The 13,534-nt window shown below is 47.1% G+C and carries 19 protein-coding genes and 1 pseudogene; 1 reads left to right on the forward strand and 19 read right to left on the reverse strand.

The genetic code is table 11. From position 1 onward, the window contains the following. Window positions 1-6: 6 nt before the first annotated feature. The 17 genes and pseudogenes from rpsH to ACPAOP_RS01750 all read right to left on the reverse strand — a co-directional run. Window positions 7-402: a 30S ribosomal protein S8 gene (gene rpsH / locus ACPAOP_RS01670; protein ID WP_186884635.1), complete on the reverse strand. Its 396-nt coding sequence runs from the start codon at window positions 400-402 to the stop codon at window positions 7-9. A gap of 14 nt (window positions 403-416) precedes the next feature. Then, window positions 417-722 (reverse strand): 30S ribosomal protein S14, encoded by a 306-nt coding sequence (gene rpsN / locus ACPAOP_RS01675; protein ID WP_423680645.1) that lies wholly within the window; start codon window positions 720-722, stop codon window positions 417-419. A gap of 7 nt (window positions 723-729) precedes the next feature. After that, window positions 730-1,269, reverse strand: a complete 540-nt coding sequence (gene rplE / locus ACPAOP_RS01680; protein ID WP_423680644.1) for a 50S ribosomal protein L5 — start codon at window positions 1,267-1,269, stop codon at window positions 730-732. A 4-nt stretch (window positions 1,270-1,273) separates the two neighbouring features. Then, complete coding sequence (rplX, locus tag ACPAOP_RS01685; protein ID WP_423680642.1) at window positions 1,274-1,588, reverse strand: 50S ribosomal protein L24; 315 nt, start codon at window positions 1,586-1,588, stop codon at window positions 1,274-1,276. A gap of 9 nt (window positions 1,589-1,597) precedes the next feature. After that, a complete protein-coding gene (gene rplN, locus ACPAOP_RS01690; protein ID WP_006464924.1) occupies window positions 1,598-1,966 on the reverse strand; it encodes a 50S ribosomal protein L14 in 369 nt (122 codons plus the stop codon). Between the two features lie 239 nt (window positions 1,967-2,205). Further along, complete coding sequence (rpsQ, locus tag ACPAOP_RS01695; protein ID WP_423680640.1) at window positions 2,206-2,478, reverse strand: 30S ribosomal protein S17; 273 nt, start codon at window positions 2,476-2,478, stop codon at window positions 2,206-2,208. Further along, the gene (gene rpmC / locus ACPAOP_RS01700) at window positions 2,478-2,669 is read right to left on the reverse strand and encodes a 50S ribosomal protein L29 (protein WP_186884630.1); all 192 of its coding nucleotides are present in this window, start codon (window positions 2,667-2,669) and stop codon (window positions 2,478-2,480) included. Before rpmC ends, rpsQ begins: the two co-directional genes overlap by 1 nt. Window positions 2,670-2,682: 13 nt before the next feature. Beyond that, complete coding sequence (rplP, locus tag ACPAOP_RS01705) at window positions 2,683-3,102, reverse strand: 50S ribosomal protein L16 (RefSeq protein WP_423680639.1); 420 nt, start codon at window positions 3,100-3,102, stop codon at window positions 2,683-2,685. 2 nt (window positions 3,103-3,104) lie between these two features. Then, window positions 3,105-3,929, reverse strand: a complete 825-nt coding sequence (gene rpsC, locus ACPAOP_RS01710) for a 30S ribosomal protein S3 (RefSeq protein WP_423680638.1) — start codon at window positions 3,927-3,929, stop codon at window positions 3,105-3,107. 9 nt (window positions 3,930-3,938) lie between these two features. Further along, complete coding sequence (gene rplV / locus ACPAOP_RS01715; RefSeq protein ID WP_423017107.1) at window positions 3,939-4,271, reverse strand: 50S ribosomal protein L22; 333 nt, start codon at window positions 4,269-4,271, stop codon at window positions 3,939-3,941. A gap of 6 nt (window positions 4,272-4,277) precedes the next feature. Beyond that, complete coding sequence (rpsS, locus tag ACPAOP_RS01720; RefSeq protein ID WP_124574225.1) at window positions 4,278-4,553, reverse strand: 30S ribosomal protein S19; 276 nt, start codon at window positions 4,551-4,553, stop codon at window positions 4,278-4,280. Window positions 4,554-4,563: 10 nt separating this feature from the next. Further along, entirely contained in the window at window positions 4,564-5,391 is an 828-nt protein-coding gene (rplB, locus tag ACPAOP_RS01725; RefSeq protein WP_186884626.1) for a 50S ribosomal protein L2, read from the reverse strand. A gap of 2 nt (window positions 5,392-5,393) precedes the next feature. Beyond that, a complete protein-coding gene (gene rplW / locus ACPAOP_RS01730; RefSeq protein ID WP_186884625.1) occupies window positions 5,394-5,708 on the reverse strand; it encodes a 50S ribosomal protein L23 in 315 nt (104 codons plus the stop codon). After that, a complete protein-coding gene (rplD, locus tag ACPAOP_RS01735; protein ID WP_423680637.1) occupies window positions 5,705-6,328 on the reverse strand; it encodes a 50S ribosomal protein L4 in 624 nt (207 codons plus the stop codon). Before rplD ends, rplW begins: the two co-directional genes overlap by 4 nt. Before the next feature lie 3 nt (window positions 6,329-6,331). Then, the gene (gene rplC, locus ACPAOP_RS01740; RefSeq protein WP_423680636.1) at window positions 6,332-6,988 is read right to left on the reverse strand and encodes a 50S ribosomal protein L3; all 657 of its coding nucleotides are present in this window, start codon (window positions 6,986-6,988) and stop codon (window positions 6,332-6,334) included. 216 nt (window positions 6,989-7,204) lie between these two features. Beyond that, complete coding sequence (gene rpsJ / locus ACPAOP_RS01745) at window positions 7,205-7,522, reverse strand: 30S ribosomal protein S10 (protein ID WP_110255911.1); 318 nt, start codon at window positions 7,520-7,522, stop codon at window positions 7,205-7,207. Between the two features lie 130 nt (window positions 7,523-7,652). Next, window positions 7,653-8,459 (reverse strand): annotated as a pseudogene (locus ACPAOP_RS01750) (elongation factor Tu); the annotation flags it as partial. 607 nt (window positions 8,460-9,066) lie between these two features. On the opposite strand from ACPAOP_RS01750, the gene ACPAOP_RS01755 reads away from it, so the two are divergent. Then, window positions 9,067-10,674 (forward strand): NAD(P)/FAD-dependent oxidoreductase, encoded by a 1,608-nt coding sequence (locus tag ACPAOP_RS01755; protein WP_423709078.1) that lies wholly within the window; start codon window positions 9,067-9,069, stop codon window positions 10,672-10,674. Window positions 10,675-10,773: 99 nt separating this feature from the next. Here the strand turns inward: ACPAOP_RS01755 and ntrC are convergent, their stop codons facing one another. Then, a complete protein-coding gene (gene ntrC, locus ACPAOP_RS01760; RefSeq protein WP_423709079.1) occupies window positions 10,774-12,285 on the reverse strand; it encodes a nitrogen regulation protein NR(I) in 1,512 nt (503 codons plus the stop codon). An 81-nt stretch (window positions 12,286-12,366) separates the two neighbouring features. Continuing rightward, window positions 12,367-13,449, reverse strand: coding sequence for a nitrogen regulation protein NR(II) (gene glnL / locus ACPAOP_RS01765; protein ID WP_423679308.1), 1,083 nt, complete (start codon window positions 13,447-13,449; stop codon window positions 12,367-12,369). Window positions 13,450-13,534 lie beyond the last annotated feature (85 nt).

Consider the following 13,534-nt stretch of genomic DNA (forward strand, 5'->3'; position numbering starts at 1 on the left):
CACTCCTTAGGCGACGTAGCAAATTACTTCGCCACCGACACCGGTTGCGCGCGCTTTGCGGTCTGTCATGACGCCTTTAGGTGTAGAAACAATCGCCACACCCAAACCGTTCATCACATTTGGAATCTCGTCTTTACCTTTGTAAATACGAAGACCTGGACGTGAAACACGCTCCAAACGTTCAATAACTGGACGTCCTGCATAATATTTCAAGCCGATTTTTAATTCGGACTTCCCTGCAGTTTCTAAAACTGCGAAATCTTCAATGTAACCTTCGTCTTTAAGTACATTTGCAATTGCAATTTTTACTTTAGAAGACGGCATCGCAACAACAGTTTTCTGAACAACTTGTGCGTTACGAATGCGGGTCAGCATATCGGCGATAGGATCGCTCATACTCATTGCTTATTCTCCTATTACCAGCTGGCTTTAGTCATACCCGGGATTTCACCACGCATGGCGACTTCACGGAGTTTAATACGGCCCAAACCGAATTTACGGAATGTGCCACGTGGACGACCTGTCAAAGCGCAACGATTACGCTGACGTGTCGGATTAGAATTACGTGGCAAAGCCTGCAACTTCAAACGAGCGAGATAACGCTCTTCTTCAGTCTTTGATTGGTCATCAACGATGGCCTTCAATTCGGCGCGCTTGCCAGCGAATTTCTTCACCAAGTCTGCACGCTTTTGCTCACGATTAATCAGTGCCAGTTTTGCCATGGCGACCTCAGTTTCTGAACGGAAATTTAAATGCGGCGAGGAGTGCTTTCGCTTCTTCGTCGGTCTTTGCTGTTGTCGTGATACTGATATTCATACCACGCAATGCGTCGATCTTGTCGTACTCGATTTCAGGGAAAATGATTTGTTCCTTGACACCGATGTTGTAGTTACCACGACCATCAAACGCGCGACCAGACACACCACGGAAGTCACGTACGCGTGGTAAGGCCACGGTAATGAAACGATCCAGGAATTCATACATCTGAGCGCCACGCAAAGTAACCATACAACCGATTGGATAACCTTCGCGGATTTTAAAACCTGCGATCGCTTTACGAGCCTTGGTTACAACTGGCTTCTGGCCGGCGATTTTTGTCAGATCACCCACTGCGTGCTCGATAACCTTTTTATCTGCAACTGCTTCAGACAAACCCATGTTTAGGGTGATTTTCAAGATACGCGGAACTTCCATGCTTGACTTATAAGCGTACTTTTCAGTCAATTCACCGACGATTTTTTCTTTATATAATGCTTGTAGACGGGCCATGATGTTATGCCTTCACAACTTCGCCAGTCGACTTGTAGATACGGACTTTTTTACCATCCACTACCTTGAAGCCTACACGGTCTGCCTTACCAGATGCAGCATTAAACAACGCCACATTGGAAACATGAATCGGCATCAATTTATCAACGATGCCACCAACTGCGCCAGTCATTGGGTTTGGCTTAACCGCTTTTTTAGCGACATTAACACCAGCAACAACTACGTAATCACTATCGATGCAAGATTGCACCTGACCGCGCTTACCCTTGTCTTTACCCGTCAAGACGATGACTTCGTCGTTTTTACGAATTTTATTCATCACGACTCCTTACAGCACTTCTGGAGCCAAAGACACGATTTTCATAAAGCGCTCAGTACGCAATTCGCGTGTCACTGGGCCGAAAATACGAGTGCCGATAGGCTCAAGCTTTGCATTCAACAATACTGCGGCATTGCCATCAAATTTGACTAACGAGCCATCCTGACGACGAACACCCTTAGCTGTTCTCACAACCACGGCGTTGTAAATTTCACCTTTTTTTACACGACCGCGTGGAGCAGCAGATTTCACAGTGACTTTAATCACATCACCGATACCCGCATAACGACGCTTGGAGCCGCCCAACACTTTAATGCACAGAACTTCACGCGCACCAGTATTGTCAGCCACTTCCAGCCGGCTTTCTGTTTGAATCATAATGTTCTCTTTCCCAACTTAATCCACACAACTTACACAATGCAAGCTTGTAGTCAGTCTTGGTCCTGCCAGCCAACCCCTACATAACCTGCAATGCACGAGCCAACTGATTAGGTGGACGATTTTTTAACCACTTTCACAACGAGAGGGTGTTGCGAAAGACATTTAGGCTGCCATTTACGCACTTCGCAAATGACAGCCCATCATTATTACATCAAAAAAAAATTTGTGCAATAAATTTATACAACTTGCGCTACTTGAACCACACGAGTCAATGTCCAAGCTTTTGTCTTGGAAATTGGACGACCCTCTTGAATTTCAACTGTGTCGCCAGCTTTTGCCTGGTTAGACTCATCGTGTGCGTGGTACTTGGCAGTACGAACGATGATCTTGCCATACAAAGGATGTTTAACGTGACGTTCAACCAGTACTGTAACTGTTTTGTCCATCTTGTCAGACACAACTTTGCCAATCAATGTGCGCTTCAGAGCCACTTTAACTTGATCGTTCATTATTTGGCATCCTTCTGATTCATGACGGTTTTAACGCGCGCGATGTCGCGACGAACTTTTTTCAACTGCGAAGTGTTAGTCAGTTGCTGTGTAGCGATTTGCATACGCAGGCTGAACTGTGCCTTCAACAGATCATTCAGTTCTTTCGTCAAAGCTGCAGAGTCTTTGCCTTGGAGTTCAGATACTTTCATTTACAACTCCCTATTAAGTGCCGACTTGACGTACGACAAACGTTGTCATCAATGGTAATTTGGCAGCTGCCAAGCGGAAAGCTTCGCGTGCCAGCGCTTCATCAACGCCATCCATTTCGTACAACATTTTGCCTGGTTGAATCTCGGCAACGTAGTACTCAGGATTACCTTTACCATTACCCATACGAACCTCTGCAGGTTTCTGGGAAATTGGCTTGTCCGGGAAAACGCGGATCCAGATACGACCACCGCGCTTGATATGACGGGTCATTGCACGACGCGCTGCTTCAATCTGACGCGCTGTAATACGACCACGGCCAACCGCTTTCAAGCCAAACTCACCGAAGGAAACAGCGGTACCGCGGGTATGAGAGATACCCTTATTACGGCCCTTTTGCTCCTTACGATATTTTCTGCGTGCTGGTTGCAGCATGATTATTCTCCTGCTTTCTCAGCTGGAGCAGCATCAGCTTTTGCGCGTACACGCTTAGCTGGAGCTGCTGCGCCAGTTGTATTTTGCCCTTCAGGACGCTTAGCACGTGGGCGGCTGTTTGGCTTGCCATCGTCACGACGAGGACCACGACGTTTTTTGTCGTCTTCCGGAGTCGATTCGATCACAGGCGCATCGCCGTTTGCCAAACGATCACCTTTGTAGACCCACACTTTTACGCCAATAATGCCGTATGTTGTGGATGCTTCACCGAAGCCGTAATCGATATCAGCACGCAGTGTATGCAGAGGCACACGGCCTTCGCGATACCATTCTTTACGAGCAATTTCGATACCATTCAAACGACCACCGGACATGATCTTGATACCTTGCGCGCCGAGACGCATTGCGTTCTGCATCGCACGCTTCATCGCGCGACGGAACATAATACGTTTTTCGAGCTGCTGTGCGATAGAGTCAGCGATCAGTTGAGCATCGATCTCTGGCTTGCGAATTTCTTCGATGTTCACGTGCACTGGCACGCCCATCATTTTCGACAAGTCGGCTTTCAATACTTCAATGTCTTCGCCTTTTTTACCGATTACAACACCTGGACGGGAGCTGTAAATAGTAATACGTGCATTTTTAGCAGGGCGCTCAATAACGATGCGGCCTACAGATGCGTTCTTCAGTTTTTTCTTCAGGTATTCACGTACCTTCAGATCTTCACCAAGCATAGAAGCAAAGTTACCATTGCCTGCATACCAACGGGAAGACCAGTTACGCGTTACCGCCAGACGAAAACCGGTTGGATGTATCTTCTGTCCCATCGTGACTCCTTAGTTACCAACAGTCACATAAATGTGACAGGATTGTTTAGAGATACGATCACCACGACCTTTAGCGCGTGCTGTGAAGCGCTTCAGGATCGCACCTTTCTCGACATAGATACTCGTTACTTTCAGCTCATCGATATCTGCGCCATCATTATGTTCAGCGTTTGCAATTGCAGACTCCAACACTTTCTTGATGATTGCAGCACCTTTTTTAGGGCTGAATGCCAGGATATTCAATGCCTGATCAACTTTTTTACCACGGATCAGATCTGCCACGAGGCGACCTTTTTGCTCGGACAGACGCACACCGCGAAGATTAGCTTTAGTTTCCATCATCGGTCCTTATTTCTTAGCCTTTTTGTCGGCAGCGTGACCCTTGAACGTACGGGTCAGCGCAAATTCGCCGAGCTTGTGACCAACCATGTTTTCGGAAACATAAACTGGTACGTGCTGCTTACCGTTATGAACCGCAATGGTCAAACCGATGAAGTCCGGCATAATTGTCGAACGACGGGACCAAGTCTTGATTGGCTTTTTGTCTTTGTTTGCCTGAGCAGCTTCGACTTTCTTCACCAGATGAGCGTCGCAAAACGGCCCTTTTTTCAATGAACGTGTCATGTTTTATCCCTTATTTCTTACCACGGCGTGAGACGATCATCGAAGTAGTACGTTTGTTACGACGTGTCTTCTTACCCTTGGTCTGTTGACCCCATGGAGAAACTGGATGACGGCCTGCTGCAGTTTTACCTTCACCACCACCGTGAGGATGGTCAACCGGATTCATTACCACACCGCGGACGGTAGGACGGATACCGCGCCAACGCATCGCACCAGCTTTACCAATCTTACGCAGATTGTGTTCGCCATTGCCGACTTCACCGACAGTTGCGCGGCATTCGATGTGAATGCGACGAACTTCGCCGGAACGCAGACGAACCTGAGCGTAAGTACCTTCACGTGCCATCAGAACAACACCAGCACCAGCTGTACGGGCAATCTGAGCACCTTTACCTGGCAACATTTCCACGCAGTGCATAGTTGTACCAACTGGGATATTACGAATAGGCAAGCAGTTACCGGATTTGATCGGAGCCTGAGAACCGCTGATCAACTGGTCGCCGACAGCAACGCCTTTAGGTGCGATGATGTATGCACGTTCACCATCCGCATAGCACAACAATGCAATGTGCGCTGTACGGTTAGGATCGTATTCAATACGCTCAACTTTTGCAGGAATACCATCTTTGTTGCGTTTGAAGTCAACAACACGGTAATGCTGCTTATGACCACCACCGATATGACGGGTAGTGATGTGACCGTTATTATTACGGCCAGCAGTTTTGGATTTCTTTTCCAACAAAGCAGCAAACGGACGACCTTTAAACAGGCCTTCTGTTACCACTTTCACCATACCACGACGACCTGGTGAGGTTGGCTTCATCTTAACGAGTGCCATTATTATGCCCCCTCAGTGAAGTTGATTTCCTGACCAGGCTTCAAGCATACAAAAGCACGTTTTGTATGGTTGCGGCGGCCAGTAAATCTACCGGTACGTTTTTGTTTACCTTGACGATTTGCCACTTGCACAGATTCAACCTGAACCTTAAACAGCAATTCGACGGCAGCTTTAATTTCTGGCTTGGTTGCATCTGGAGTAACCAGGAAAACCACTTGCTCATTCTTTTCAGCAACCATAGTCGCTTTTTCAGAAATCACAGGAGCCAGCAACACCTTCATCAGGCGTTCTTCGCTATGTTTGATTAATGCACTCATGCCAGCATCTCCTCAATCTTTGCCAGTGCTGGCTTGGTGATCAACACTTTCTTGTAGAACACCAAAGAAACTGGATCAGCGTAACGTGGTTCAACAACCAGTACATTCACCAGATTACGTGCCGCCAACATCAGGTTTTCATTGAATTCGTCAGTAATGATCAGAACAGAATCCAGGCAACCCAATGCTTTGAGCTTCTCAGTCAACAGCTTAGTCTTAGGAGCATCTACCGCAATAGAGTCAACCACACTCAAACGATCCTCACGAGCCAACTGAGACAGAATCGAGCAGATACCAGCACGATACATCTTCTTATTAACTTTGTGAGAGAAGTTCTCATCCGGGCTATTCGGGAATATACGACCACCACCACGCCACAAAGGAGAAGAAGACATACCAGCACGTGCACGACCAGTACCTTTTTGACGCCAAGGCTTCTTGGTTGTGTGGTGGACTTCTTCACGATCTTTTTGCTTGCGGTTACCACTACGAGCATTAGCCTGATAAGCAACAACCACCTGATGAATCAGAGCTTCATTGTAATCACGACCGAAAATAGTATCAGGAGCTACAACGTTTGCAGCCGCTTGACCTTGTTCGTTTAGGAGCTTCAGTTCCATGGATTAGGCTCCCTTCTTAGCTTTAACTTTAACAGCAGGAGATACGATCACCTGACCATTTTTTGCACCAGGCACGGCACCCTTCACCAGCAACAAAGAACGCTCCGCGTCAACGCGAGCGATTTCCAAATTTTGCACAGTGCGATTAACGTCACCCAGATGACCAGTCATGCGCTTACCAGGAAAAACACGACCTGGATCCTGCGCCATACCGATAGAACCTGGAACATTATGGGAACGGGAGTTACCGTGAGTAGCACGACCAGAAGAGAAGTGGTAACGTTTAATGGTACCGGCATAACCTTTACCAATTGTCACACCTTGCACATCAACTTTCTGACCAGCCTCGAACATACCGACAGGCACAACATCGCCAGCCTTCAATTCAGCAGCTTTAGCAGCGTCAACACGGAATTCTTTTAATACAGTACCAGCTTCAACACCTGCTTTTGCGAGGTGACCGGCAGCCGCTTTATTTACACGGGATGCACGGCGCTGACCGAAAGTAACCTGAACAGCGGAATAACCATCTGTTTCAGGAGTTTTGACTTGCGTCACGCGGTTGTTGGACACATCCAAAACAGTAACAGGAATAGAATCCCCGTCATCCGTAAAGATACGCATCATGCCAACCTTGCGACCAACTAGGCCCAAGCTCATTATTTTCTCCATTCTCACCTACGATTGGGTGAGGCTGATGTTTAAAAAACTTAAACGAAAAGGTCAGCAAAAGCCGACCCACATTTAAGCCTTCGATTATAGCCCGCAAATTTTTTATTTACAAGGCAAATTATTTGAAAATTCGAAGAATTGTGGTATGTCAAATTTCTTCAGTTTTTGATTTTTAAAAAAAATCAAAAATTACCGGAAATTCGATTACTGCAATTTGATTTCAACATCAACGCCAGCAGGCAAATCGAGCTTCATCAAAGCGTCAACTGTTTTATCTGTTGGATCAACGATATCCATCAAACGTTGGTGTGTACGAATTTCAAACTGATCACGGGAAGTTTTATTCACGTGCGGTGAACGCAGAACGTCGAAACGTTGAATACGGGTTGGCAGAGGAACCGGGCCTTTAACAACCGCACCAGTGCGCTTCGCTGTCTCAACGATTTCCAAAGCAGATTGATCGATCAATTTATAATCAAATGCTTTCAGGCGAATGCGGATCTTTTGATTCTGTGTAGACATAATAATTCCTATAAAGAGCGAGCCACCACCCCTTGGGGAAATGGCATTTTTTACAAAGAGCGAATACAAAAAAGCGGCTGCCGCTTAAAAAATCAGCGACAGCCGCGTAGTGTACTACAAAATTACAAAATTAATCGATAATTTTAGCAACAACACCTGCACCAACAGTACGACCACCTTCACGAATCGCAAAGCGCAAGCCTTCTTCCATCGCAATCGGGTTGATCAGTTTGACTGTGATAGAGACGTTATCACCTGGCATCACCATTTCTTTGTCTGCTGGCAACTCGATCGAGCCAGTCACGTCCGTTGTACGGAAGTAGAACTGTGGACGATAGTTGTTGAAGAACGGTGTATGACGACCACCTTCATCTTTCGACAGAACATAGATCTCGCCAGTGAAATGCGCGTGTGGCTTGATCGAACCTGGTTTTGCCAACACTTGACCGCGTTGGATATCTTCACGTTTTGTACCACGTAGCAGTACACCAACGTTATCGCCTGCCTGACCTTGGTCGAGCAGTTTGCGGAACATTTCAACGCCAGTACATGTCGTTTTTACTGTTTCTTTGATACCAACGATTTCAATCTCTTCGCCGACTTTGATAATGCCGCGTTCAACACGACCAGTTACCACGGTACCGCGACCGGAGATGGAGAATACGTCTTCAACTGGCAACAGGAAGGCACCGTCAACAGCGCGTTCTGGTGTTGGGATGTAAGTATCCAGTGCGTCAGCCAGTTTCAGGATGGCTTCTTCGCCCAGAGGACCTTTGTCGCCTTCCAGCGCCAGTTTTGCAGAACCCTGGATGATAGGCAGGTCATCACCTGGGAATTCGTATTTGGACAGCAATTCGCGCACTTCCATTTCTACCAGTTCCAGCAACTCAGCGTCATCAACCATGTCGCATTTGTTCAGGAAAACGATGATGTATGGATGTCGCTCACTCAAAATACTGACAGTTCAGATTCCATTTCTGAAATCCGTCTTGCTTTATTTCTTGTGAAGCATTTGATATTTTTTAAGCATGCCAATCAGTTCAACTGATTGGTGCGATTTCATCAAGTGCTCACATTTATTGACTGTTAATTGTTAAAGAACCGCGAATACTTACATTCTTTTCTACTCAACTCTTCCGAGTTTTGCTTCGCATCGTTGTGTGCGTCAGCAGCAGAGAAACGAGATTATGAAGCACTTCACCCTCACTGTCAACTCCCTTCACGCTTCAGATCCGCTTTTTCTTCTCGGCTTCCGCATTTTGTTGTGGGGGCGCCAATCAAATCGCTTGGCTTGGGGGTGTTGGAGCTACTTTCCGTTCCTTACTTCACTTCCTCTCCCGCATTTCTGCGGGAGGCGAACTATCGCAAAGCCTCCTCCGGGCAATCTGTGAGGGAGATTATTTGGATTAAGGTGTCACTACTTTTTAATTACCCGGGTTTGTGGCGACAATTAACTGTCGCACTGACCGTAACAGGTAAAATATCGCTTTCAGAAGAATTAAATACTAAACAGTTTTTACTGATTAGTTATATGGACCCCATCTATGTTACGCATCACCGACTTAAAACTTCCTTTAGATCATCCAGAATCCGCATTGAGAAGCGCCATCTTGGAACAATTGGCGATTCCTGAATCGGATCTTATCGGCTTCAATGTGTTTAAGCGAAGCTATGATGCAAGGAAGAAGACCGCCATCATTTTGATCTACACCATTGACGTGGAATTAAAGAATGAGTCCCAGGCATTGGCTCGTCTGAAGAAACACTCCAATATTGGCCCAGCGCCGGATACTAATTATAAGTTTGTAGCGCATGCACCCGACAGCGATTTCAAACGTCCACTTGTTATCGGTTTCGGTCCTTGCGGTCTGTTTGCGGCATTATTGCTGGCGGAAATGGGATATCGCCCGATCGTTCTAGAACGAGGAAAAACCGTCAGGGAGCGCACAAAAGACACCTGGGGATTATGGCGCAAACGTGAATTACAACCTGAATCCAATGTGCAATTTGGTGAAGGTGGTGCAGGAACGTTTTCTGATGGAAAACTGTATAGTCAAATCAAAGACCCAAAGCATTACGGCAGAAAAGTAATCACTGAATTTGTGAAGGCAGGTGCGCCGGAAGAAATTTTGTATGTCAGCAAGCCTCACATAGGCACCTTTCGCCTGGTGAAGATGATAGAAGAGATGCGGCATAACATTGAAGCACTTGGCGGTGAGATTCGTTTTGAACAGAAAGTAACTGATATTGATATCAAAGACGGGAAAGTCTGCGGAGTGTCGGTGAATGATGGTGAATATATCGCATCAAATCATGTGGTACTCGCGATTGGCCATAGTGCACGCGATACATTTCAGATGCTCTACGACAAAGGTGTTTATATAGAAGCCAAACCGTTTTCAATTGGTTTTCGCATCGAACACCCGCAATCCGTCATCGACAAAGCACGCTTTGGCCCGAACGCAGGAAATGAGATTTTGGGTGCAGCAGATTACAAGCTGGTGCATCACGCCAAAAATGGGCGCTCCGTGTATAGCTTTTGCATGTGCCCGGGAGGAACGGTCGTAGCTGCGACATCGGAGCCGGGACGCGTGGTGACTAACGGGATGAGTCAGTATTCACGTAATGAGCGCAATGCAAACAGTGCAATTGTTGTAGGCATTTCTCCGGGAGATTATCCCGGGCATCCACTCGCTGGGATAGACCTGCAACGCAAGCTGGAGGCGCGCGCCTACGAGATGGGTGGTGAAAATTACAATGCTCCGGCCCAGCTTATCGGGGATTTTATTAAAGGGGTTAAATCAACGGAACTGGGTAAGGTGATACCGTCCTACAAACCTGGTGTGACGCTGTGCAATCTGGCAGATGCCTTACCTGAATTTGCGATTAATGCCATACGTGAAGCGATTCCGGAATTCGATAAAAAAATCAAAGGTTTTGCAATGAGCGATGGCATTCTCACAGGCATAGAAACCCGGACCTCTTCGCCTATACGGATTAAACGAACCGATGACAGCTTACAAAGCCTGAATACTAAAGGACTGTATCCTGCCGGCGAAGGCGCTGGATATGCGGGAGGCATTCTGTCTGCGGGTGTTGACGGGATCAGGATCGCTGAAGCAGTAGCTCTCGATATCAATACCAACGGTTAATTCTGCAAACTAAAATCAGAACGAGCAATTCCGTGGAAACCTGACTCACACAAAGATTGCTCGATTCTGATCATCACCAGACAGCGTCAGAATAAAGGTTCAATCATCTTTAGCACCATCGATACCCAACTCATGTATTTTGCGGGTGATCGTATTGCGTCCTATGCCCAACCTGACAGCTGCATCGTTTTTTCTTCCATGCGTATATTTGAGCGCAGCCTTAATTACGACTGCTTCAAATTTATCACCTAATTTCACAATCACTTCCGGTTGTCCCTGTGAAAGCATCGACATCGCTTCCTCTTCCAGCAAGTCAATCCAGCTTTGGGCAGGATAAAGCTGACGATCAGGAGTGGAAAGAGAGACATGATGCGACGAAGCCTGCTCAGAAATGCTGCTCACACCAAGCTCAGCCTCAGTTCTGTGCGTTGTCGCTGCGCCCCCGTTAGCTTGTTCACTTGAAGGAAACAAATCTTGCGGCAAATCAAGCACTTCCACTGTCTGACCCGGCGCCATGACGGTGATCCAGTTACACAGATTTTCTAATTGGCGGACATTACCTGGAAAATCCAATCCAGACAAAAACTGCAAAGCCGATTCCGATAAACGCTTAACCTCAACGCCAAGTTGCTTCGCGCTTTGAGACAAGAAAAATTTAGCCAGCACCGGTATATCTTCACGACGCTCACGCAGACTAGGCAAACGCAGGCGAATCACATTCAAGCGATGGTATAAATCCTCGCGAAACAGGCCTTCGCGGACTCTGGTTTCCAGATTCTGATGAGTCGCCGCAATGACACGCACATTCGCCTTCATGGGCTGATGGCCGCCGACCCGATAAAAATGACCATCCGACAGCACTCTCAGTAATCTGGTCTGTAAGTCGAATGGCATATCACCAATTTCATCCAGAAATAAAGTACCGCCCTCTGCTTGTTCAAAACGACCACGTCGGGTCGTCTGCGCCCCGGTAAATGCGCCACGCTCATGACCAAATAATTCAGACTCCAACAAATCCTTAGGAATCGCGGCAGTATTCAGCGCAATGAAAGGTTGAGATGATCGCGGACTATGCTTATGCAAGGCGCGGGCAACCAATTCCTTACCACTACCGGACTCGCCGGTAATTAACACGGTCACATTCGATTGTGATAAACGCCCTATCGCACGAAAAACATCCTGCATTGCAGGTGCGTGGCCAAGAATTTCCGGCGCTTCAGAAATCGTTTGTTCGACGCTGGACTCTCGCAGACTCTCATCCAGAGCGCGGCGTATCAGCTCAACCGCCTTATCCAGATCAAATGGCTTTGCCAAGTATTCAAACGCCCCGCCCTGAAAAGCAGCGACGGCAGAATCCAGATCTGAGAATGCTGTCATGATAATCACTGGCAAACCAGGATGTTTCGCTTTAACGGTTTGCAATAATTCCAGGCCTGAAGCGCCGTGCATGCGAATATCAGAAACTAAGACCTGTGGCGTGTCCGATTGCAACGCCGTCATGGCATCACGCGCATTAGTAAAACTCTTGGTCGTCAGATTTTCTCTTGCAAGTGCCTTCTCAAGCACCCAGCGAATTGAATCATCGTCATCCACTATCCAAATAGGTTTCATATTTTTTTTAGTTCCAGGTTTGAACATATTGATTAGCAAAGGCGCTAACTTGCACTCATAAAGCGTTTCCCCCATCCGGCTTCAGGGCAGAGGAATAAGGATCCTGAAATCAGTACAACCGGGACGACTCTCGCATTCAATCACGCCCATATGCTGATCAACAAAGGTTTGCGCTAAAGTCAGCCCGAGTCCGCTGCCACCGTCTCTTCCCGAAACTAAAGGATAAAAAATACGATGGAAAATTTCGGGCGGAATTCCAGGACCGTTATCTATGATATGCAAGTCTAATGCCAACCTGTATCTGACCTTCGCTAAAGTAATCTGCCGGACGACACGGGTTTTAAAAGTCAGCTCCGCATCACCGTGACGAATACGCTCAGCCAATGCCTGCGCGGCATTGTGGGCTATATTCAGTACTGACTGTATCAACTGCTCCTTATCACCACGGAATTCAGGTATCGACAAATCGTAATCCCTGTGAATAGTCAGCCCCTGCGGAAATTCCGCTACGATCAGACTACGGACCCGTTCACACACTTCGTGAATATTGACATCTCCCACTATGTGAGGAAGTCTGTGCGGAGCCAGCAAACGATCAACCAAGGTTTGCAAACGGTCCGCTTCTTTAATAATCACTTGCGTATATTCACGCAGTTCCTTGAGCTGTCTCTCAGGCAGCTCAAGCTCCAGTAACTGCGCGGCTCCCCGGATGCCTCCAAGCGGATTTTTAATTTCATGTGCAAGGTTACGTATCAGCTCCTTGTTTGCCTTGCTTTGATCCAGCATCCGCTCTTCCCTGTCGAGTTTGAGTTGCTGGACGTTTTCGCGGAATTCAATCAATACCGGCGTCTCGGGATTATCTAATGCGGTGACAATGCTGTGCACATGTAACGGTTCTCTGCCTGCACGCTCCAGAGTCAGATCCTGACGCTTATCGGCAAAATGATGAGCAACTGCCTGATGAAATACCGCCTGCAATTCATCCCCATTCAAAAATAAAGCATTGAGCTTTTGGTCGATCAGGGATTTCGCTGAACAATCCAGCAATATCTCCGCTGCCGGATTAGCGAACTTAATACTGCCATCAGCGTTAAAAACGATGACAGCAGAGCTAAGCAGCTCAAGTCCGGCAAATGCCGGCAGGGTAGAGAGAGAATTTTTCACCATAATCCATAAAAAAAGGCCGCATCGTGCGACCTTATTATGCAAGCATCATGCCCGCTGCTTCAATTTGGAATCTGAAAAGCTG

The organism is Undibacterium sp. WLX3042, assembly GCF_049544825.1.
In the GTDB taxonomy this organism is placed as follows: domain Bacteria; phylum Pseudomonadota; class Gammaproteobacteria; order Burkholderiales; family Burkholderiaceae_D; genus Undibacterium.